At 42.1% G+C, this 22563-nt stretch carries 15 protein-coding genes and 1 riboswitch; of the genes, 5 read left to right on the plus strand and 10 right to left on the minus strand.

Annotated elements, in window-relative coordinates; all coding sequences use genetic code 11:
- Positions 1–237 precede the first annotated feature (237 nt).
- From typA to EKM81_RS04375, 3 genes are all read right to left on the minus strand, one after another.
- A complete protein-coding gene (gene typA / locus EKM81_RS04365; protein ID WP_125648906.1) occupies positions 238–2085 on the minus strand; it encodes a translational GTPase TypA in 1848 nt (615 codons plus the stop codon).
- A gap of 111 nt (positions 2086–2196) precedes the next feature.
- The gene (locus EKM81_RS04370) at positions 2197–2970 is read right to left on the minus strand and encodes an inositol monophosphatase family protein (protein WP_125648908.1); all 774 of its coding nucleotides are present in this window, start codon (positions 2968–2970) and stop codon (positions 2197–2199) included.
- Between the two features lie 9 nt (positions 2971–2979).
- Positions 2980–3255 (minus strand): UPF0223 family protein, encoded by a 276-nt coding sequence (locus EKM81_RS04375; RefSeq protein ID WP_164509204.1) that lies wholly within the window; start codon positions 3253–3255, stop codon positions 2980–2982.
- Positions 3256–3881: 626 nt separating this feature from the next.
- On the opposite strand from EKM81_RS04375, the gene spxB reads away from it, so the two are divergent.
- Entirely contained in the window at positions 3882–5705 is a 1824-nt protein-coding gene (gene spxB / locus EKM81_RS04380; RefSeq protein WP_125648914.1) for a pyruvate oxidase, read from the plus strand.
- Between the two features lie 587 nt (positions 5706–6292).
- On the opposite strand, the gene lpdA is transcribed toward spxB, so the two are convergent.
- The 5 genes from lpdA to mgtA form a co-directional block, all read right to left on the minus strand.
- Complete coding sequence (gene lpdA, locus EKM81_RS04385) at positions 6293–7699, minus strand: dihydrolipoyl dehydrogenase (RefSeq protein WP_125648917.1); 1407 nt, start codon at positions 7697–7699, stop codon at positions 6293–6295.
- A gap of 3 nt (positions 7700–7702) precedes the next feature.
- Positions 7703–9295, minus strand: a complete 1593-nt coding sequence (locus tag EKM81_RS04390; protein WP_125648920.1) for a dihydrolipoyllysine-residue acetyltransferase — start codon at positions 9293–9295, stop codon at positions 7703–7705.
- An 18-nt stretch (positions 9296–9313) separates the two neighbouring features.
- Positions 9314–10291 (minus strand): alpha-ketoacid dehydrogenase subunit beta, encoded by a 978-nt coding sequence (locus EKM81_RS04395; protein WP_125648923.1) that lies wholly within the window; start codon positions 10289–10291, stop codon positions 9314–9316.
- Positions 10291–11394, minus strand: a complete 1104-nt coding sequence (gene pdhA / locus EKM81_RS04400) for a pyruvate dehydrogenase (acetyl-transferring) E1 component subunit alpha (RefSeq protein WP_125648925.1) — start codon at positions 11392–11394, stop codon at positions 10291–10293. Before pdhA ends, EKM81_RS04395 begins: the two co-directional genes overlap by 1 nt.
- Positions 11395–11937: 543 nt before the next feature.
- Positions 11938–14553 carry a magnesium-translocating P-type ATPase gene (gene mgtA, locus EKM81_RS04405; protein WP_125648928.1) on the minus strand — a complete coding sequence of 872 codons (2616 nt, stop codon included), beginning with the start codon at positions 14551–14553 and terminating at the stop codon, positions 11938–11940.
- A gap of 226 nt (positions 14554–14779) precedes the next feature.
- Positions 14780–14939: riboswitch (M-box (ykoK) riboswitch) on the minus strand.
- 190 nt (positions 14940–15129) lie between these two features.
- Here mgtA and def point away from each other — a divergent pair.
- Positions 15130–15693: a peptide deformylase gene (def, locus tag EKM81_RS04410; RefSeq protein WP_125648931.1), complete on the plus strand. Its 564-nt coding sequence runs from the start codon at positions 15130–15132 to the stop codon at positions 15691–15693.
- A 15-nt stretch (positions 15694–15708) separates the two neighbouring features.
- Here def and EKM81_RS04415 read toward each other — a convergent pair whose 3' ends face one another.
- Positions 15709–16221 carry a hypothetical protein gene (locus tag EKM81_RS04415; RefSeq protein ID WP_125648934.1) on the minus strand — a complete coding sequence of 171 codons (513 nt, stop codon included), beginning with the start codon at positions 16219–16221 and terminating at the stop codon, positions 15709–15711.
- A 450-nt stretch (positions 16222–16671) separates the two neighbouring features.
- Here EKM81_RS04415 and EKM81_RS04420 point away from each other — a divergent pair, with 450 nt between their 5' ends.
- The 3 genes from EKM81_RS04420 (at position 16672) to EKM81_RS04430 (ending at position 19824) form a co-directional block, all read left to right on the plus strand.
- Positions 16672–16887 carry a DNA-directed RNA polymerase subunit epsilon gene (locus EKM81_RS04420; RefSeq protein ID WP_125648937.1) on the plus strand — a complete coding sequence of 72 codons (216 nt, stop codon included), beginning with the start codon at positions 16672–16674 and terminating at the stop codon, positions 16885–16887.
- Positions 16887–18578 (plus strand): ribonuclease J1, encoded by a 1692-nt coding sequence (rnjA, locus tag EKM81_RS04425; RefSeq protein WP_125648940.1) that lies wholly within the window; start codon positions 16887–16889, stop codon positions 18576–18578. Before EKM81_RS04420 ends, rnjA begins: the two co-directional genes overlap by 1 nt.
- Before the next feature lie 292 nt (positions 18579–18870).
- Entirely contained in the window at positions 18871–19824 is a 954-nt protein-coding gene (locus tag EKM81_RS04430; RefSeq protein WP_164509205.1) for a diacylglycerol/lipid kinase family protein, read from the plus strand.
- Positions 19825–20042: 218 nt separating this feature from the next.
- On the opposite strand, the gene recD2 is transcribed toward EKM81_RS04430, so the two are convergent.
- Complete coding sequence (recD2, locus tag EKM81_RS04435; RefSeq protein ID WP_125648946.1) at positions 20043–22541, minus strand: SF1B family DNA helicase RecD2; 2499 nt, start codon at positions 22539–22541, stop codon at positions 20043–20045.
- Between the last annotated feature and the right edge of the window lie 22 nt (positions 22542–22563).

Genomic DNA, 22563 nt, shown 5'->3' on the forward strand with positions numbered 1-22563 from the left:
TCCGGCCCATACAAAAACTCCTTCCTAGGAAGACAAGCTTTAATTATTTGCTTGTCTACCCAAGAAGGAGTATAGCCTAGACCAATTTTAGTCTAACTACTTAGAAAATATTCTATCAACTTCAGTTGACGAAGAGCCTAAAATGCCGAGCAATTCTTTCGAATTGTTCGGCATTTTACGTTAATACTCGGCTAATCGCCTTTTGTCACGCTCGCATTAGCGTTAGCGTTAATTCAATTACTTGTCGTTGGCAGCCATCTTACGACGCTTGTCATTTTTCCGGCGTTCGTTGGTATTTAAAATCTTCTTCCGTAAACGAACACTGGTTGGCGTTACTTCACAGAATTCATCTTCATTCAAGAATTCAATTGATTCTTCAAGTGACATTGTCCGTGGTGTCCGAATCGCAGCTGCGTGGTCTTTACCAGCGGCACGGGTGTTAGTTAAGTTTTTACCCTTAGTGACATTGACGGCGATATCTTGATCACGGTTACTTTGACCAACGATCATCCCTTCATAAACGTCAACACCAGCATCAACGAATAATTCACCACGATCTTCAACAGATTGTAAACTATAAGTTGTGGCAGTTCCTTGGTTGATTGAAACCAAAGCACCTGATTGACGACCAGGATTCCAGTTACGAACAACTGGCATGTACTTCTCAAATGAGTGGTTCATGATCCCGTAACCACCAGTTTGTGATAAGAATTCAGTTGAATAACCAATCAAACCACGTGATGGTGCTAAGAAAATCATCCGTGTTTGGCCATTACCAAGTGATTCCATGTTTTGCATGTCACCCTTACGTTGAGCCATTGAATCGATGACCGAACCAACGTACTGGTCAGGTGTATCGATTTGGACGCTTTCAAATGGTTCTGAAAGTTTGCCATCAATTTCGCGATAGATAACTTCCGGACGAGAAAGTTGTAATTCGAAACCTTCACGACGCATTTCTTCAACTAAGATTGATAAATGTAATTCCCCACGACCCGAGACAACCCAAGCACCTGGTAAATCAGTATCATCAACCCGTAATGAAACGTCAGTGTGTAATTGTGACTTCAAACGATCCTCGATCTTACGAGGTGTCACGAATTTACCTTCCTTACCGGCAAATGGTGAGTCGTTAACGGCAAACGTCATTTGCAAAGTTGGCGCATCGATCCGTAAGATTGGTAACCGGTCTTGATGATCAACTGGTGTGACTGTTTCACCAACGAAGATATCTTCCATCCCAGAAACGGCAATCAAATCGCCGGCCTTAGCCTCATTAACTTCAATTCGTTTCAAACCGAAGAAACCAAATAATTTGGTTACTCGGAAGTTTTTAGCAGACCCGTCCAATTTCAAAACGGAAACGCTGTCGCCAATTTTAATTTGACCACGGAAAATTCGGCCGATACCAACCCGACCAACATAATCATTGTAGTCTAACATGGCAACTTGGAATTGTAATGGTTCGTCACTGTTATCAACAGGTGCTGGAATTGTATCCAAAATCGTATCAAAAACAGGTGCCATCGTGTGTTCCTGAGTATCCAAATCAGCGTCCATACTAGAAGTCCCGTTAACGGCACTAGTATAAACAACTGGGAAGTCTAATTGATCTTCGTCAGCGCCTAATTCGATGAACAATTCAAGCACTTCGTCAACAACTTCTTCAGGACGAGCACCAGGACGGTCAATCTTGTTAATGACAACGATTGGTGTTAAATGTTGTTCCAATGCTTTCTTTAAAACAAATCGAGTTTGTGGCATGGTGCCTTCAAAAGCATCAACAACTAACAGCACACCATCAACCATGCGCATGATCCGTTCAACTTCGCCACCAAAGTCAGCATGTCCTGGGGTATCCAAGATGTTGATTTTGTGGTCGTGATAATCAACGGCCGTTACTTTAGATAAGATGGTAATCCCACGTTCCCGTTCAATTGGATTAGAATCCATTGCCCGGTCTTCCAAATGGATATGTTCATCAAGGGTATCAGATTGTTTTAATAATTCATTGACTAAAGTTGTTTTACCATGATCGACATGGGCGATGATGGCAATATTTCGAATATCTTCACGTGTTTTCACTAATGTTTTCTTCCTTCCAAAAAGCATAGGTAATAAGCTCTCTCGTACAGTCAAGTAAAATAATACCATAAATATGAGCCAGCTTACAGAAAATTATTCATAAAATCGGTTTCAATTTTGTAATTTCTGAAATGAGCGCCAAATTTCGGGGATTCCAGCGATAATAACTTCCCGCTCGCGCAATTGTGGTTGTTGCCCAGCTAAGTTATGTGCCTCGATACCAACACCCTGGCCAATCGCCCAACCAGCGGCCACATCCCATGGTGATAATGACGAAACATAACCATTTTGTTGACCGGTAATGACTTGAATGAACTCCAGACCAGCACTTCCAGTTACACGCACGCCAGATGTTTGTGCAGCTAAATCCTGCAAATGATAGCCATTATGGGCGTACATCATTGCATTGACGCCGAGCAACCCCTCAGCGATTGGTGCTGGTGCAATTGGCGTGAGCGGATACCCATTCAACTGAACACCAGTTTCAGCGCCACCTACTAATAGTTTTTCACCAATCACATCAAGAATTGCCCCGACTAATGGCTGACCATCTAGATAGACGCCGATCATCGTCGCAAAATTGTTTTTTTGACGAACAAAATTCATCGTCCCGTCAATCGGATCAACGAAGAAAACTAACCCGGTCAAATCAGTCAATTGATCACCGAATCCCTCTTCACCACAGATATGTGCTTCAGGATAATGTTGCCGAATCTGTTGCACATAAAATTGTTCGGTTTGTTTATCTAAATTGGTCACTAAATCATTGCGGCCACTTTTAGTCGTTACTTCAAGTGGACTATGTAAATGCCGTCGTAATTGATCACCTGTCAGTGATAACCATTCAACTAAGTCTTGTTGAATCTTTAAAGTTTCATATGCCATCGTTAATCCTCATTTCATCTTAATTGTCGCTGACTTTGCCTGAGCAACTGCTTTTTGAACCGCATAAATCGAATAGCCGCTAACTCGTTCAAATTCACGATCAATTTGGCGTTGATCCATCTTGGCTGGGAAAAGCGTTTGATATTGTTGCCAAGCTTTCTGAAAATCCGCCACATTTAACTTAGTTTCATAAGCGTCCTCCGTTAAATTAAAAATCGCCATTGTCGCCAGTAACTGATCTTGATTCCATTCAGGATCAAGTGGGTAACTATAGTTAGTGTCCATTACCATCACTCCTTCTTCGTCTATCTGGAGTGATGCAAAATAATTGCCCTGTCACTCACTCCGAACATGATTGTTGCTTAATTTTAACACACTTTTACTTACGATAGGGTCCAGACTCTTAGGCATGATAACAGTTAATCAACTGCCAGATTAACAAAATAGTAAGAGTATTACTACTATCAGAACTTAATCAGACAAACATCACCAATTGCTGCTCACTTGACATCGGCAAGAGCTCAATTGATCCAGCTGATATTTTAATCCCATTATCAGTTTGCCCACACAGTACCACCAGTCTGTTACATACTTTAATAATAATGATTCGGTTTAGATTATTCATTCATTATATAAGCGGATTTTAAGAGCTGTTTAACCAAAAATATTTGCTATTCTACCACCAATAAATCGTGCCAGATTTGTCTTAATAAATATTTTTGAAGGTGAACACTTTTTCTTTATTAACCGAAGCAGTCTTGATTTATCAGCGTTTCTGAAAGCGGTTCATAAAACTTGCTAAATAATCAGTCAATCCCGTATACTTAATCTGTTGCAACCGTTTGCAAAATGTGTTACATTGTCTACGAACAAATTGTTTACAATCTTTATCTTATTGGGGGATATCAATCATGAACAATCAATCAACAGTTCCAGCAAGTGTCGCAATGTTACGAGTCATCGAATCTTGGGGGGTTAACCATATTTACGGCTACCCAGGTGGGTCATTTAATTCAACGATGGCTGCCTTAGACCAAGAAAAAGAACGGCTAAAGTATGTTCAAATTCGTCATGAGCAAGTTGGGGCCTTGGCCGCGTCAGCCGATGCTAAATTAACTGGCAAAATCGCCGTTACTTTTGGCTCTGCTGGTCCTGGTGCCACAAACCTATTAACAGGTTTATATGATGCTCGTGAAGATCACGCGCCAGTTTTAGCGTTAATTGGTCAAGTTCCTAGTACAAATATGAACTACAATTATTTCCAAGAATTCGACGAAAATCCAATTTTTGCAGACGTGGCAGTTTACAATCGACTAGTCATGACACCTGAAAGTCTGCCCTACGTTGTTGACAAAGCAATTCGTGAGGCATACAAGCATCAAGGCGTTGCAGTGGTCATTATTCCAAACGACTTCGGTTATGTTGAAATTCCTGACGAACCTTATACAAGCGTTTCACCAACCGATAATAAAGTCAAACCATTGCCAGAGGCCACTGATAATGAAGTTGACCAAGTTCTGGACATGATCAAAGCCGCTAAACGGCCGGTGATCCACGTTGGTCGTGGTATTCGTGGTGGCGGCGACAAGCTGATCGAATTATCAAAGAAGTTACAAGTGCCACTGATTCTAACCGGCTTGGCCAAAGGATTGATTGATGATCACTACGAAGGCAATTTAGGTTATGCCAATCGTGCCGCTGCTAAAGCTGCCGATGAAATTTTTGCTGTTAGTGATTTAGTCATTGCCATCGGCACCGATTTTCCATTTGCTAACTTAGTTTATCGCACCCATCCGTTTAAATTCGTCCAAGTTGACGCTGATGAGGCACAATTTGGTCGACACCACTTCCTTGATTTAGGCATTTGGAGCGATGCGACTACTTTTGTTGAGAAAGCATTAGCCCGCAGTCAAACAGCAGCACCAAGTCCTTACTTTAAAGCGGCAGTCGCTGCTAATCAGAATTGGCGGCAATATTTAGACAAACTTTTAAATCGGGAAACTGATCCTCTGGAGTTCGAACCGATTTACAAACAAATCAATCGCATTGCTGAACCAGATGCTGTTTTCTCAATTGACGTTGGTGATAACATCATTAACTCTTTCCGTTATTTAAACTTGACGCCTAAAAATAAATGGACGATTTCAGCCTTATTCGCCTCAATGGGCTATGGCTTACCAGGGGCGATTGCTGGTAAACTCTCCTACCCTGATCGCCAAGTTTTCAATATTTCCGGCGATGGTGCTTTCTCAATGGTCATGCAAGATTTAATTGATCAAAAGAAATACCAGTTACCAATTATTAACATCATCACTTCCAACACTGTTTTAGGCTTCATTAAATCTGAGCAAGATGATTTAAATATTGCCCATCACAGTGGGATTGATTTGGAAGACCAAGACTTTGCCATGATTGCCCAAGGTATGGGTGTTGAATCGATCACAGTTCGTAAATCAAGTGAATTACCAGCAGCCTTTGATCGTGCTCTTGAGGTAACCAAAGCTGGGCGACCATTCTTAATTGATGCAAAGATTACTCAAAAACGTGGCTTACCAGTTGAAGAATTAGAGCTCACGATTAAAGATGGCCAATTAATTGAAACCATCAATCCTAGCTACAACGCTAACCATGATTTACAAGGCACCACTAGTTTGACAGACTTCTTCGCTAGCTATGATGCTCAAGAATTAAAACCACTGGCCCACTTCTTTGACGAAGCTGGCGTCGAACTATAACCGAGAAAACAACTAAACTGTCAATCATCCAAGACTTGTTTAGAACAGAACCGCGTCCAACAAAAGACCGTCAGTGTCAAAGGAAAATAACGAGCAATTCGTATAAAATTGCTTGTTATTTTTTTGTGTTACGCGGGCCGACTGCCTTTTGAGAACATGTTTCAGCAGTTAAAGTCTTGTTTATTTGTGGTTGAGCGGACTTTTGTCCCACCTCTTTTGTGCTGATTTCCATTTATTGGCTAACAACAGCGAATCTCGCCAATAATACTCACCAGTTTAAGCCCTGCCTTAATGGATCAAGCCCAATTATGGTCAATCTTACGAGCGGAGAAAAAGCTAGCATCTTTCTATAACAGTTGCAGCGCTTAAGAATGCTGCCTTGATCAATGTGCAGAGATATTTCTGCATTGGGCATCCACCTTCTAATGATTAGTTTAAAAATAGCGTTTAATGACCGCTGTTCCAGCAGCTGATCATTAAACGCTATTACTTTTTGAGGTGATGATTTTCTAATGATTCGCATTCTATAAAACGCTGAATCTGATCAGACTCACTTGATGCTTACTGAGTCTAAAATTAAGCACCAGCTAGATATTCGTTGGCATCCCTTCAGCTAGATCAGCCGCATCCATAATGGCTTCGCTTAAAGTTGGATGAGGATGAATCGTTAGTGCTAAATCACTGATATTCATACCTGATTCAACAGCTAAGGTCAATTCAGAAATCAAATCACTGGCGCCACTACCCGCGACCTGAGCGCCAAGTAAAGTGCCATCATTTTTATCAGAAATCAATTTCACAAAGCCAGTCGTTGCTTGCAAGGAAATTGCCCGACCATTGGCTGCAAATGGAAATTTATCTGCTTTAGCTTGATAACCTTGGTCCTTAGCTTCAGTCAGACTTAACCCAGTTGTCGCTAGTTCTGGATCAGTATAACAAACCGCTGGCATCGCGCGATAATCCACAGCAGCCGGTTTGCCACTGATCGCTTCCGCGGCAACTTTACCTTCATAGGAAGCTTTATGCGCCAAAGCAGCACCAGCAACAATGTCGCCAATTGCGTAAATATTAGCCTGGTTCGTACGACCTTGTTGGTCCACTTCAATGAGGCCGCGCTCAGCCATTTTGATGCCAGCTTGTTCCAAACCCATATCATTGGTGTTAGGACGGCGGCCAACTGTTACCATAACATAATCAGCATCGACTTTTTCAGTGGTCCCGTTGGCTTCGTATGTCACTGTAACATGGTCATCAAAATTTTCGGCATTTTTAGCCATGGCACCAGTGATAACTTTGACGCCCTTTTTCTGGAAACTATCTAAGACTAATTTGACCAGATCAGCGTCAAAATTAGGCAAAATTGACGGCGTACCCTCAAGAATCGTGACCTCAGCACCAAGATTAGCATAGGCACCAGCCAATTCTGAACCAATATACCCGCCACCAATAACCACTAATTTCTTTGGTACTGCGGGTAAATTAAGACCACCAGTTGAATCAAGGACGCGTTTTTCAAACTTAAAACCCTTAATTTCGACTGGTCGCGAACCAGTAGCAATAATCAGATTTTTAAACGTATAAGTTTGGGCACTGTCTTTTTGAATCACCCGTAAACTATGGGCATCTTTCAAGAAGGCATCCCCTTCGATCAAGTCAATTTTGTGCTTCTTAAAAAGCATCCGCACCCCGCCAGTTAAGCGCTCCACTACGCGGTGTTGTTTCCAATCCTGAGTTTTGGCGAAATCAATTGTGGCGTCCGTCTTGCTAATACCAAAAGCACTAGCATCTCGAGCTTCCTGTAAGCGATGACCAGCTGTAATAAGTGCTTTTGACGGAATACAACCGACGTTAAGACAAACACCGCCAACATATTCGCGTTCGATCACCGTTACTTTCTGGCCTAATTCCGCCGCATGAATTGCCGCTACGTAACCGCCAGGGCCAGCACCAATCACCACAGTATCTAAATCAATTGCAAAATCTCCAACGACCATCAATTAACCCTCCATCAATAATAATTCTGGATCTGCTAATAACTGTTTCAATTCGTTCATTGCTTTTTGAGCGGTGGCACCATCAATTAAGCGATGGTCAAAGGATAATGATAATTTCATCATTGCGCCAACGGCAATTTCACCATCTGCATTCACATAAGGTTCTTTGGCAATCCGACCAAAACCTAAAATGGCCACTTCAGGATAATTGATGACTGGCGTAAACCAGCCACCACCAATTGAACCAATGTTACTAATCGTCATCGACCCATGGGCCATCTCATCAGGCTTTAATTTATTATCTTGCGCCTTGACTGCGTTGGCACTAATTTCTTCAGCAATAGTAAAAATACTTTTGGCATCAGCGTTTTTAATATTAGGCACATATAAGCCATGAGGCGTATCTGTTGCAATGCCAACATTGAAGTAGTGTTTATACACAATTTCTTGGGTCGCATCATCAATTGACGCATTCAGAATTGGGAAATCACGTAAGACAATCACCAAGGCTTTGACCACATAAGCTAAGAAGGTTAATTTAATCCCCTTATCAGCGGCCACTGTCTTAAATTTCTTACGGTGGGTCATTAATTTAGAAACTTCCACATCATCAAATAGCGTCACGTGCGGAGCGGTGTGCTTACTATTAACCATCGCCTTAGCAATCGCCTTCCGAGTAGGACTCATCTTTTCCCTAGTCTCATAGGGATTGACCGGCAATGGCTGTGCTGCTGACGCCGGGGTTGTTTCTACAACTGGCGCTTGAGTTGGAGCTGCAGTCACTGGGCTTACTGTTGGTGCAGCAGTAACTGCGGTATTGCCTGACTTAGCAGCAGCCACGTCTGCCCGCGTGATTCGACCATTCTTACCAGTGGCCACTACTTGTCCGAGATCAACGCCTTGTTCCCGCGCATACAAACGCACAGACGGCATTGCCAAAATTGGATGCTGAGCTGTACTAAGCGCGACTGCTGGTGGTGTTGAGCTAGTTGACTCTGATTCGGTCACAGCTGGTTGGGCCAGCGTTGCTGCAGTCGGTGCAACAGCAGTACCATTCTGCCCTGGCGCATCTATTTCAACTAATGGTTCCCCAACAGTCACCGTTTCGCCTTCTGGTACTAAAATCCGAATCACTTTCCCAGTGACAGGCGAGGGAATTTCTTCAACTGATTTATCATTTTGAACTTCTAATAAAGTATCGTCCTCATTAATCTCAGTGCCAGCTTGAACATGCCATTTGGCAATCTCGCCTTCAGCAATCCCCTCTCCTAGCTCAGGCAACTTAAATTGATAATAACTAGTCGACGTGCTAGTTGGTGCTGCCTCTGGTTCAGCAGAAGTACTGGCAGGATTGTCGCCAGTACCATCAAATTCAATTAATGGTTCCCCAACAGTCACAGTAGCACCTTCAGGCGCTAAAATCTGAGTAACCGTGCCGCTGGCTGGCGAGGGAATTTCTTCAACTGACTTATCATTCTGCACTTCCAGAATGGTCTCGTCTTCCTTAACTTGATCTCCGAGTTGCACATGCCATTTAACAATTTCGCCTTCAGCGATGCCTTCCCCTAGTTCGGGTAGTTTGAAAATATAACTCATTTAGTTAGCCTCCTGAATTTAGAAATTAACAGTCGCTTGGACTTTTTCAACAATATCTTGAGCATTCGGCAGCCACAACGATTCTGCTTGGCCAAATGGGAATGGTGTATCTGGCGCAGCCACAAAGCCAATTGGGGCCTGTAAGTTTAAAATTGCCCGCTGTGAAATCTCTGAAATCACCTGATTGCCAACACCTGCTTGACGTTGTGCTTCCTGTACGACCACGACACGACCGGTTTTGATCACCGAATCAATAATCGTTTGAACATCTAGAGGTGAAATTGTCCGTAAATCAATTACTTCCACATCAATTTGTTTTTCAGCCAGTTCAGCGGCAGCCTTTAAAGACTCACGCACCATCGCGCCGTACGTCACAATAGTCACATCTTTGCCTGAACGAGCAATTGCCGCTTGATCTAACGGAATCTCGTAAGCCTCATCAGGCACTTCTTCACGAAAAGACCGATACAGCTTCATATGTTCCAAGAATAAAACCGGATCATCACTTTTAATTGAACTAATCAGCAGCCCTTTAGCATCTTTGGGATTGCTAGGCACTACCACCCGCATCCCCGGAAATTGGGTGATCAAACCTTCGAAATTATCAGAATGCATTTCTGGCGTATGGACCCCGCCACCAAAAGGTGCCCGAATCGTAATTGGCATTTGGCGCGTATTGCCCATGCGGTAGCGCATACGTGACATCTGTCCACCAATTGAATCCATTGTTTCTAAAATAAAACCGAAAAATTGAATTTCTGGCACTGGTCGAAATCCTTGCAAAGCCAGACCAATGGCCAAACCGCCAATTCCTGATTCCGCTAAAGGCGTATCAAAAACTTGATCTTCGCCAAACTTAGCTTGCAACCCTTCTGTTGCCCGGAAGACACCACCGTTTTTACCAACGTCTTCACCAAAAACCATGACTTTATCATCAGTAGCTAGTTCTGCTGCTAACCCATCTGTAATTGCTTGAATCATTGTTTTTTGAGTCATTATTTGGCCTCCCGCTGAGTAAATTTCTGTAGTTCTTCTTGAATATTTTGTGGCGCTGTTTGATACGTATTCTTTAAAAAGTCAGTAACTTTCTGAGGTGCAATTTGATCTGCCTGATCAATTGCCGCTTTGATTTCAGCCTTGAATTGCTCAACTAGTGCTGCTTCTTGCTCATCACTCCAAAGCTGCTTGGCAGTTAGATATTTGCGCATTCGAATCAATGGATCACGGCTTAGCCAAAGTTGATCCATTTCTGGCGTCCGATAACGCTTAGGATCATCACCTGACAACGTATGGGGACCATATCGATAAGTCATTGTTTCAATTAAGACTGGCCCATTTCCAGCGACGGCCCAGGCCCGAGCGGAAGCCATTGCCTGATAAACTGCTAAGGCATCCATCCCATCAACCATAATTCCCGGAATACCTGCAGCAACAGCCTTTTGAGCTAAGGTTTTGGCTGCTGTTTGCGCACTTCGCGGCACAGAAATAGCAAAACCATTATTTTCAACCACAAAAATTGCTGGGGCTTTAAAATGACCGGCAAAGTTAATGCCCTCATAAAAATCGCCCTCAGAAGTGCCACCATCACCAGTATAAGCATAGGCAACTTGTGGGCACTGATTTTTCTTAATCCCTAAAGCAACCCCAGCAGCTTGCACATATTGCGCGCCAATAATAATTTGAGGTGGTAAAGCTTGAAAATCAGCTGGATATTCATTACCAGCTTGATGACCACGCGACCACAGAAAAGCCTGATAAAGTGGCAACCCGTGAAGAATCAATTCTGGTACATCACGATAACGAGGCAATAGAAAATCTTGCTGATCCATCGCCAGTTGACTAGCAACTTGTGACGCCTCATGGCCAGCCGTTGGTGCATAAAAACCTAACCGACCCTGACGATTTAATGCTGTGGCGCGCTGATCCAAAGTTCGTGCCCAAACCATTTTTGTTAACAAGTTGACCAACTCAGCATCAGTTAAATCTGGCACCAAATCTGGCGCAACAATTTCCCCAGCCTCATTCAAGACCTGGATTTCTTTAAATTCCTGTGCTTCTTCGTTAAGGATTGCTGCAAAATTGATTTTTCCTTGAGCCATCTTTCACCCTCTACTTTCTGTTACACAATTATTTGTAATCTGTGTTAAGATACTAGACTAGACTAAAGATATCATGATTAAAATAAACATGCAAGTGATTGAATTTAGTTCGTTAATTAAGCGATTTCATTATAACTATGTGTGAATTTAAAAACGAAAATCAGTGATTATGCCAATCAATTAATGCTGTTCCTTTTTGCATTTATTCTGTTATCAATTTTCCAAACTTTACCAAAGAAATAAGCGTTACTTCTAGGTTTAGATGTTCGTAAACTGTTAAATTGGTGCCTCAATTTTTAAAAAACTTAGTTGATAAAATAAACAGTGACCAGGTCATCGCCCTTTTTTGCCAAAAACAAGGCAAACGTTCGCTGCTGAAACGTTTTCTCAAACGGCAACCGGTTCTGCTTAACGCAAAAATGCCGAGCAATTCTAACGAATTGTTCGACATTTTACGTTAATGCGCACCGGCTGACCGCCTTTTGTCACAAGCTCTTTGCCGTTAATTGATCGAGGCTGACATTGATTACGTTTAGCGCGAAATCAATTCAACTTAACTTTTAATAACTTTTTCAAAACATCTGACAGTGCCAAGTAACACAACACAACTGCTGGTAAAAATAACCAATAAATTGCTGGTAAGTTCTCAAAGCCAAAAGTATGTTGTAGTGGCCCAAAGACCATCACAAACCCTAACAAAATTGCACCAGCTGTTGCGCTAACGACTTGCCAACTGGAGCGACTTTTGAAGAATGGGACCCGAGTCGTTCGATAGACAAAAACAACCAAACTTTGCGTAATGAGGCCTACTAGGAACCACCCGGTCTGGAATAAGCCAGCTCGTGCGGCAACATCAGCGTGAAGAACAAACCACATAAACGCAAATGTAATTAAGTCAAAAACTGAACTGACTGGCCCGAAAATCAGGGCAAAGCGCAATAATCCCTTAGTTTGCCAAGGCGTTGGTTTTAACAACGTTTGTCGATCAACGTGATCCCAAGGCAATGACATTTGGGCAAAATCATAAATCAAATTTTGCACTAAAATCTGCAATGATAACATTGGTAAGAATGGTAAGAAAATACTAGCCAACAAAACACTCAGTGAATTACCAAAATTTGAAGCGATCGTCATACGAATATACTTCATTGTGTTTCGATAAACTGTTCGGCCCTCAAGAATACCGTCCTCCAATACTAACAGGCTTTTTTCGAGTAAGATAACAGAACTGGCTTCCTTAGTCACATCCGCCGCATTATCTACGGAAATGCCGACATCTGCTTGGCGTAAGGCCGGTGCATCATTGATGCCATCCCCCATATATGCAACTGTATGCTGCTGTTGAAGAATTTTGATCAACCGTGCCTTTTGAACTGGATTTAATTTAACGAATAAATCGCAATCCTCAATAATCTGACTAATTTCTTCATCAGTCATTGCCGCAATTTGTCGGCCTTCGTAGAAGTGATCATTTTTAATACCGACTTTACCAGCGACATGCTGGGTAATTGTGCCATTATCACCAGTCAGAATCTTAACCGTCACGTGATGTTGTTGCAGTAGTTTAACTGCTTGCGCGGCACTGGCCTTTTCTGGATCTAAGAAGCCCATCAGACCAGCAAAAACCATGCCGTTCTCATCACTGACCTCATAAGTTGCCTGCTCGTGAACATCAATCCGATAAGCAATGCCTAAAATTCGCATTCCTTGATCATTGAGTTGCTGATTAAGCTGGATCAGGGCTTTTTTAATATCCGGCGTTAATTTTTGAATGCTGCCATTCCACCGCACCCGATTACAAATACCCAGAACTTCCTCGAAGGCACCTTTAGTAACCATCCATTGATGTTGCTGATTTTTAACAACAACAGTTAACCGCCGCCGATTAAAATCAAATGGAATTTCGTCAACTTTCTGTAAGTCAGCTGGTAAACTTGCCATCATTGCTTGGTGATTTGGCAAATTACCATAATCGATCACAGCTTGGTCTAGCAGGTTCTTCCAACCAGTTTGGTAATTAGAATTCATATAGGCCAAATGAAGCACCTCTTGATCGTTAACTCCTTGGGGATCTAAATGCGACATCAACGTAATTTGATCTTGGGTCAAGGTACCAGTTTTATCCGTACAAAGCACATCCACTGCACCTAAATTCTGGACCGCTCGTAGTTCCTTGACAATCACTTTCTTTTTAGCCAAGGTGGTGGCACCTTTGGCTAAATTACTATTCACGACCATGGGCAACATTTCTGGGGTCAGACCGACCGCAATTGCCACGGCAAAGAAAAACGCTTGGGTTAAATCCCCCTTCGTAATGGCATTAATTGCGAAAACAATTGGGACTAACACACACATCATGATAATCAGTAATTTAGAAATACGACGTAACCCACGATCAAACTGCGTGGTACCACGTTTGGCAGTCGCTAATTTGGCTAAATCACCAAAAAGCGTTGCTCGTCCGGTTTTGAGAATCACTGCTTGACCAGCACCACTAATCACATCGGTACCCATAAACAACAAATTGGGATGATCAAAAATCTGTTGACCAGTGACAGCATCATTAAGCCGATCAGCACCGACAAATTTCTCGACTGGCATTGATTCACCAGTGATTGAGGATTGATTTAAGAATAAATCCTTGGCAGTTAATAAATAAGCATCCGCAGGTATCAAATCTCCTGTTTGCAATTGAATAATATCACCGGGGACAACCTCCGTCATTGGCCGTTCGGCGGTAAAGCCATCTCGGGTAACTGCACAAGTATTGGCAATCATCTGTTTCAGCGCCTGACTAGCTTTTTGTGAACGTACTTCTTGGGTAAACCGCAAAACGACCGATAATAGAATCATCATGGTCATGACAATGGCCCCATCATAATCAGCGGTCAAGGCAGAAACAACTGCTAAAACAATTAAAACAATGACAAAGGGATCTAAGAATGACTGCCCTAATATTCGCCAGCGACTAACCTCGGCGTTCACCACAACTTGATTTAAGCCATATTGGTCTTGACGTTTTTCAACTTCAGTGGCTGTTAATCCTGTCGTTGTAGTTTGTAATTGCTTAAGAATTTCTTCCGGAGCTAACTGGCTTGCTGCCAGCAAAGCATCGGTTTTGGATTGGGTGATTGCACCCTTTTTGGTTGAAAACAACATTGTTGCCACCTCCAGGTTTTTCTGGCGCACTTTCTGCAGTACGCGAATGTTGCTGTATCGGTAAACTATCTGGATCAGGACTAGCGGGCACAAGATCACCTCCAAAATTGAAAATTCTTGAACAACAATGACATTCATTCAAAATTAATTCGGACTCATTTAAATTACGAGGCCGCGGTAAAATAAAAAAGCACACTCGCCAACAGTGAGTGTGCGCAATTACTTGCTAGATCACTGTTGAGTTTTAGCACTATACAACGTAGAAAATAAATTCAGCTACATTAGAAAGAGCCTTGAAGGCAATTCCAGCTGACTCATGGGCATCTCTCGATGTTTCTGAGCAGTAGCTTATGTTTGTATAGGAGCCTCACCTAACAGGTGTTATTTAATTTCGAATCATTCAGTTATTTATCATACTGATTTTTTCAGAAAATGCAACTCATGACTAACCTTAACGAAGCATATTTTCAACGCGTAATCACAAAAAATATCATTGTGCTTAGTTGACCGCTTTAAAAAGCGGCCCCTATCTGCTAAAATTAATTTATTATTGTAAGTTTGTTTGGAGGAAATACCGTGTATTTAATGAAAGACATTACGCGTGATGGCGACCCTGTTTTGCGCCAAGTAGCAGCTAAAGTAACCTTTCCCTTAAGCGAGGCTGATCAAAAGTTAGCCCATGATATGATGGAATATTTGGTCGTGAGTCAAGTTCCTGAATCTGCTGAAAAATATGGCCTACGTCCTGGTGTTGGTTTAGCAGCACCACAGGTTGGTGTTTCTGAAATGATGGCCGCCGTGCTGGTTCCTGGCGCTGAAGAAGATGCAAAACCACTATTTAAAGAAGTCATCATTAATCCAGTGATTGTTAGTCATTCCGTTCAATCAGCAGCTCTATCTGAGGGTGAAGGTTGTTTATCAGTGGATCACGACTTACCAGGCTATGTGGTTCGCCACGATCGGATCACTGTACGCTATCAAGACGTCACTGGAAAAACTCACAAAATTCGGCTGCGTGATTATCCAGCCATTGTTTGTCAACATGAGATCGACCACTTGAACGGTCATCTTTATTATGACTTAATCAATCAAAAAGACCCTTATCAGTTAACTGATAAAAACACAATCTTAATTGATTAAGATTCGTGAAATAAACTATTCGTTCGGATGATGACTTTTAGACGTCGGTGTTTGCCAATTGGGGTGAGCAGTCGGCGTTTTTGTTTGGGCCTCATCGTGAGAAATCCGGGCCATGTCATGAACATAGTTTGCGGTCGCATGATTACGTAAATAAGCAACATCAAAATGAAATGTATCCTTAAGTTGCCAGTATTCAGTCACGATAATCTCCGCCGGCAAATCTACACTCGCGCGCAGATAACGTTCAAACTCACCAATGGTTAGCGTAATTTTTTCTGAAGAAGCTAACTGTACTTGATATTCAAAAACCAGCACATCACGATGCCAAATTGATACCGGCACCTCACTACGTAATGTTTGTGCTGTTAGTTGCGGCAATTTAGCCGCCCAGACTTGAATTGCCTGATTAATTTGTTGATCAACTATGAGTTGCTGTTGGTGTTGCCAGTGAATCAGCCAGAGATGATGCCCCGTCCAACTTAAGACAATTACGGCTAAAATAATTAAAATCGACCACCAAATAATCATAGCATCACATCCTTTACTGCTAGTATACCGACTCCCTAACTAAAAAACTATTTTGAACCCTTGCCCAATCCTATTAGCATTTTTGACACTCACCCGACTCAAAGATGCAAAAGGCAACAGTAAGCTACAAAAAAGCCCTGCGTTTGCCGTCGGAACGAATTACCGCAAGTTAGCGCGAACTTTTAAAGCGCATTTATTGCGGCAATCTGATTGCTACAGCTTAATAAAGTCCTTTTAAATAAAGCCAGGTTTCCTCAAAAGAAATTTAGCAATTAACACCTAAAAAAAGACGACTATTGGCCCTAAGAGGCGCTTTGAGTGGTTCCTGAGAGTATACAAGTTGGGCAAAATATGATAATATCATCATAACTGTGAATGAAAAATAATTTATTTTTTCATTGACCCAACGTTCGGAAAACTAAAAAATATCGTTTATAAGGAGTTTTTATCTTGATTTTTAAAGTATTGTACCAACCAAATGCCATTCGCAATCCCCAACGGGAATTAACTCAAGCACTGTATCTAGAAGCTGACTCAGCTGTTGCTGCTCGGGCCCTCGTTGCCAAAAACACTGACTATAATGTTGAATTGATCCAAGAATTGACCGGCAATTTTTTGGACTATGAACAAAAGAGTCCCGACTTCAAACTAACGGAGTTTAATTAATGGTCAAAAAGCTTAAAATACAAAATAACGAAACTGCAGTTTATGCCATCGGTGGATTAGGTGAAATCGGCAAAAACATGTACGGCGTTCAATTCCAAGATGAAATCATCATCATTGATGCTGGGATCAAGTTTCCCGAAGATGATTTACTAGGGATCGACTACGTCATCTCTGATTACAGTTACATTGCTGATAATATCGATAAGGTTAAGGCGCTCGTGATTACCCACGGCCATGAAGATCATATCGGTGGGATTCCGTTTCTATTGAAACAAATCCCTAATATTCCAATCTATGCCGGTCCTTTGGCATTAGCCCTAATTAAGGGAAAACTTGAGGAACACGGCTTATTAAATACGACTGAGCTTCATGAATTAAGTGAAGACAGCGTGTTGAAATTTCCAAAAGTCAGTGTGACTTTCTTTCGAACAACCCACTCAATTCCTGACACACTTGGGGTTGCCGTTCATACCCCCCAAGGCGTTGTCGTTGAAACTGGTGACTTTAAGTTTGACTTAACACCAGTTGGCGATCAACCATCCCCTAACCTTCAACGAATGGCGCGTTTAGGTGAAGAAGGCGTGCTCTTATTGATGTCCGATTCAACTAATGCTGAAATTCCCAACTTTACTAAATCCGAACGCTTTGTTGGTAATTCCATTCGTCATATTTTTGAAGGGATCGAAGGGCGCATCATTTTTGCCTCATTCGCTTCTAATATTTCCCGGGTAGCCCAAGCGGTTTCAGCAGCCATTGAACACCATCGAAAAGTCGCTGTTTTCGGTCGTAGTATGGAAACAGCGATTGTAAATGGTCAGGAATTAGGTTATCTGAAAATTCCTGATGGCGTCTTAGTTGATGCTCATGAAATCAACCATTTACCTGCTAATGAAGTCATGATTCTTTGTACTGGATCTCAAGGTGAACCTATGGCAGCTCTTAGCCGAATTGCTAATGGCACGCACCGCCAGATTTCAATCAATCCTGGTGATACGGTGATTTTCTCTAGTAACCCTATTCCTGGAAATACGATTAGTGTCAATCACTTAATCAACCAGTTGTCAGAAGCTGGTGCTCATGTTATTCATGGTAAAGTCAATAATATCCATACTTCTGGTCATGGTGGTCAGGAAGAACAAAAACTAATGCTGCGGTTAATGAAACCGAAATTCTTTATGCCGATTCACGGTGAATATCGCATGTTGAAGATTCACACAGAATTAGCTGAATTATGCGGCGTCCCAATGGATCATAGTTATATTTTGGAAAATGGTGACGTCCTTGCATTAACAAGTGATCGCGCCCGAGTTGCAGGACACTTCCCTGCTGACGACGTATATGTTGACGGTTCCGGAATTGGTGATATTGGCAATATTGTGCTTCACGATCGCCGGATTCTTTCTGAAGAAGGCCTCGTTGTCGTTGTCGCAACCATTGATTACAAGCGCAAATTAGTCTTGGCAGGACCTGATATCCTTTCACGGGGCTTCGTTTATATGCGAGAGTCTGGTAGCTTAATTGAATCCGCCCAAAAACGGATTTACAATTTAATTCGTAAGATGTTCGCTGACGAAGAGAATGTCACTGAATCAATGTTACGAGATGCTATTATTGACTCATTGCAGGAATTCCTCTTCAATCAAACTGAGCGGCATCCGATGATTTTACCAATGTTGATCACCACAGCTTAACTAAATGTATTTTTGAAAGGTTCCCGCTTAATACAAATAGCATCTGGGACATTAGTCATTTAGACAAATAAGGCCAAATTTGGTTGCCGAAACGTGTTCTCAAAAGGCAACCGGTTCCGCCTAACGCAAAAATAACGAGCAATTCTAGCGAATTGTTCGTTATTTACGTTAAGCTTCACTGGCTAATTGACTTTTATCACGGATTGTGTTGTCACAGTTGCCAGCTATTCAGCAATCATAGTTTTAATGTTCATCAGCACCATTTATCTTGTTTTTTTGGAGGAAATTTGTTTTGCCGAATTACACGATCATTATCAATCCCCAAGCTGGTAGCGGTGCTGCTAAAAAAGTTTGGCCCAAGCTAAAAACGGCTTTGACCGCAGCTAAAATCAAGTTCACTTATTATTTTACTGAATATTCTGGTCATGCCACCATTCTTAGCCGCCAGCTCGCACAACAATTACCCGCACAGCAAGTCAGCGAGCAAGTCTTTATGGTCGTTGGTGGTGACGGGACAGTCAATCAAGTTCTTAATGGTATTCATGACGTCACGCCTACGCCAATTCCAATTGCTTACTTCCCAGCCGGATCAGGTAATGATTTTGCCCGTAGTTTACATTTAAAACAAAAAATTGCCACTTTCATTGACCATTTAATAAAAATCAGACAGCCAAGTAACTTAAATATTTTCGCAGTGCAGATCAAGGATGAAACTGGCAAGATCCAACAACAATTGCTCATTAACAACTTTGGCATGGGCTTTGATGCCCATGTTGTTCATCTGACTGAACATTCAACCTTAAAGGCAAAATTAAACCGCTGGCATCTTGGTAACCTAGCTTATGTCATTAACTTAATTTCTGTTCTGAAAAATCAAAAGTCCTTTGCCGTTGACGTACAAACTAAGCAGGAGAAAGCCCATTTCGATCAAGCTTACCTTGTCACCCTGACTAATATTGCTTATTTTGGCGGTGGCGTGCCCATCGTGCCTACAGCAGACCCACATATTGAAGAACTAGATTTGATCATCTTAGAAAAACCCAGTTTAATTAAGTTTATTGGCCTATTCATTTTAATGTTGGTCAATGGCCACCATTTAAACAGTCCCGCAGTCCATCTTTTTAAAACGGAGCAACTACAAGTTAGTTGTCAACCAGCGCAATTTGGTCAAATGGACGGTGAGGATATGGGCCACCATTCATTTCAACTTAATGCGACCAATAACCAGTATCCTTTCTGGATTTAGACTAATCAAAAGCCAGCTGGTTCAGTCAGCTTAACACCAAAAAGACGAACAATTCGCGAATTGTTCGTCTTTTTGTGGCGCTACAATATTAATAGGATAGAAAAAGAAATTTCAAGACAAGTCGTTTAGCCACTTCAAATATTGCAGCGCCGGCTTTTACGTTAATAATCACCAGCTAACCGCTTTTGGTTGCGGTTACACTCAGTTTTACTATTTACTTATGCTAATTTCGTCCCGGCCATACCAATCATTGGATCAATCGTATTGCCAGCAATTAATTTTGCTGTTAAGCGGTACTCACTGATCGGCGTTTCCTCAACTTGCTGGTCAACTGCATCAGCAGATGTGGCTTGCTTAGTTGCTGAAGCCGGTTCATCATCTGTCAACTGGATCAGCTTAGGATTAATCTCGGCCGTAGTCGGTTTTGAGTCAACAGTTGTCTGGTTTTCAGAATGTCCGGCGGTCACTACCTTATCTTCAGCCTTAAACTGTTGGCTAATATGACGGGCTAAGGTTGTTTTCCGTTCTGTGCCCTGTTCCAAAATGGCTTGGACAAAAGCTTCCTTTTGGCCGATCATTACTAGCTTATCTTTGGCCCGCGTCACTGCTGTATAAAGCAACTTGCGCTGTAACATTCGCCGATTATCCATGGTTAAGGGCAAAATAACCAATTGATACTCACTACCTTGAGACTTATGAATCGACACACAATAAGCCAACCCGAGATTTAGCCAGTCAGGTCGTGCTAGGCTAACCTCAAGCCCAGAGAAATCAATGATTAGTTGCGCTTGATTATCATTGGCAGCACTAGCCTTCTCAATCCCAATCACTTTACCAATATCTCCATTATAAATACCGCGCTGGCCATCATTAACAAGCTGAATGACCTTATCACCAATCCGATAGTTCACTTTACCAACGGTGACCTGCTTAGTAGCTGCCGTTTTTCTTGGATTAACTAGCTCTTGAATCGACGCATTTAGCCGATCAATTCCTGCAACGCCGCGATACATTGGAGTTAAAATTTGAGTTTCTGCTAAACTAAACTGCTTCTCTCGAGAAAGTAGCAACACTTGATCAACAATATGGGCTACTTGACCGGGTTGACAAGCAATAAAGGAACGGTCTGGTAAATTAGCCGTTAAGTTATCCGGTACCTGGCCTTCTTTAATGTCTCGCGCCAAATCAATAATTGTCGAATCAGTTGATTGCCGATAAATTTCGGTTAAAGCGGTAACGGGTACCTGCTGACTACTGATCAAATCGGCAAATACCCGGCCAGGACCCACTGATGGTAATTGGTCTTGATCACCAACTAAGAGGACCTGCATGCCACTAGGTAACGCTTGTAATAACGCTTGGAAAAGTTGTTGATCAACCATCGACATTTCATCAACAATTAATAATTGGCCATGAATATCTTGCCCCATTAATGGTTCAAATTGATCATCAGTTCGATTCAATCCTAACAGCCGGTGAATTGTTTTAGCTGGCAAATCAGTCATTTCGGCCAAACGTTTGGCTGCTCTTCCGGTTGGCGCGGCTAACTGGATTGGAAAATCCTCTTCCTCACCTTTACGAATCTCAAGTTGAAAGTGATTTTTCTTGGCAAATAAAGCGACTACAGCATTTAAAATGGTTGTTTTACCAGTTCCAGGACCACCAGTTAAAATGGTCAACGGTTGATTAAGCGCCGCCTCAATTGCTGCAACTTGCTGCTCATTATAAGTAACCTTGTGCCAACGTTCTAAAGCGTGTAATTCTTTCTTAAAAGTAGCAGTCGACCAAGCTTTCACTTTTTGCTGGCGTAATTGTTGAATTGACTGTGCTATTTGCATCTCACTCAAATAAGTATTGGTCAAATACAAGCGATCTTCCTCAACGGCAATTCGGCCATCACCGGCAATTTGTACCAACTGATCGGCAATTTGCTGATCAGTGATCCGTTCTGATCGTGTTTGTGCTAATAAATTGGCCGCTCCTGCTAAAGTTTCTCGAGCCGCGGCGTAAGTATTACCAGTCACAGCTAAGTCATGACGTAAATACTGAATTAAAGCCGCCTGGAGCCGAATTGGCGCGTCAGCAGCAATATTCTCCGCCACAGCAATTTGATCGGCCTGACGAAAGCTAATTTGACGAATATCCAAAGCAAGGCGATAAGGATTGGTCTGAATCATCTTTAAGGCATCAGTTTGATATTTTTCAATAATTTTCTCAACTAATTGTGGTCCAAACCCTAAATTACCTAAGGCTAGTAAAACTTGTTCCGTACCATGGGAGGCCTGGAGCTGTTCTTTAAGGACTTGAACTTGATCCGCTTTCAGTCCCACCTGATCCAAACTACTTGGGTCGGTCAAAATTTGATCAATTGCATCAAGCCCTAGTTGGCGTACAATTCGTTTCGCGGCCACTTTACCGATACCTGGAAATTGATCACCAGATAAATAATTGATTAATGTGGCCTCACTATCAGGCCGCACTTGCTGGTAAGTATTCGCTTTAAATTGCTTGCCATATTTAGGATGTTCCACTAATTCGCCAAAGAACTGGTAACGTTCAGCATAATTAAGTTCAGCAAAATTTCCGGTCACAACAATTGTAGTTGCATCCCATTGAAAGTCGGCTTTTTTAATTTTGATCGAAACAATCTTGAATAAACTGCTTGGACTCTCAAACAGAAAACCATCAACAGTGCCTTCTAATTCCTGTTGTGCCATCGAAATCACCTCACTTCATTTA

This window comes from Lapidilactobacillus gannanensis (genome assembly GCF_003946675.1).
GTDB classification, from domain to species: domain Bacteria; phylum Bacillota; class Bacilli; order Lactobacillales; family Lactobacillaceae; genus Lapidilactobacillus; species Lapidilactobacillus gannanensis.

Bases quoted from the DNA above. Each gene is read 5' to 3' on its own strand.
- recD2 (WP_125648946.1), bottom strand. From the start codon at position 22,541: ATGGCACAACAGGAATTAGAAGGCACTGTTGATGGTTTTCTGTTTGAG.
- EKM81_RS04415 (WP_125648934.1), bottom strand. From the start codon at position 16,221: ATGATTATTTGGTGGTCGATTTTAATTATTTTAGCCGTAATTGTCTTA.
- pdhA (WP_125648925.1), bottom strand. From the start codon at position 11,394: ATGGCTCAAGGAAAAATCAATTTTGCAGCAATCCTTAACGAAGAAGCA.
- EKM81_RS04395 (WP_125648923.1), bottom strand. From the start codon at position 10,291: ATGACTCAAAAAACAATGATTCAAGCAATTACAGATGGGTTAGCAGCA.
- EKM81_RS04390 (WP_125648920.1), bottom strand. From the start codon at position 9,295: ATGAGTTATATTTTCAAACTACCCGAACTAGGGGAAGGCATCGCTGAA.
- rnjA (WP_125648940.1), top strand. From the start codon at position 16,887: ATGGTCAAAAAGCTTAAAATACAAAATAACGAAACTGCAGTTTATGCC.
- mgtA (WP_125648928.1), bottom strand. From the start codon at position 14,553: ATGTTGTTTTCAACCAAAAAGGGTGCAATCACCCAATCCAAAACCGAT.
- lpdA (WP_125648917.1), bottom strand. From the start codon at position 7,699: ATGGTCGTTGGAGATTTTGCAATTGATTTAGATACTGTGGTGATTGGT.
- spxB (WP_125648914.1), top strand. From the start codon at position 3,882: ATGAACAATCAATCAACAGTTCCAGCAAGTGTCGCAATGTTACGAGTC.
- EKM81_RS04370 (WP_125648908.1), bottom strand. From the start codon at position 2,970: ATGGCATATGAAACTTTAAAGATTCAACAAGACTTAGTTGAATGGTTA.
- EKM81_RS04375 (WP_164509204.1), bottom strand. From the start codon at position 3,255: ATGGACACTAACTATAGTTACCCACTTGATCCTGAATGGAATCAAGAT.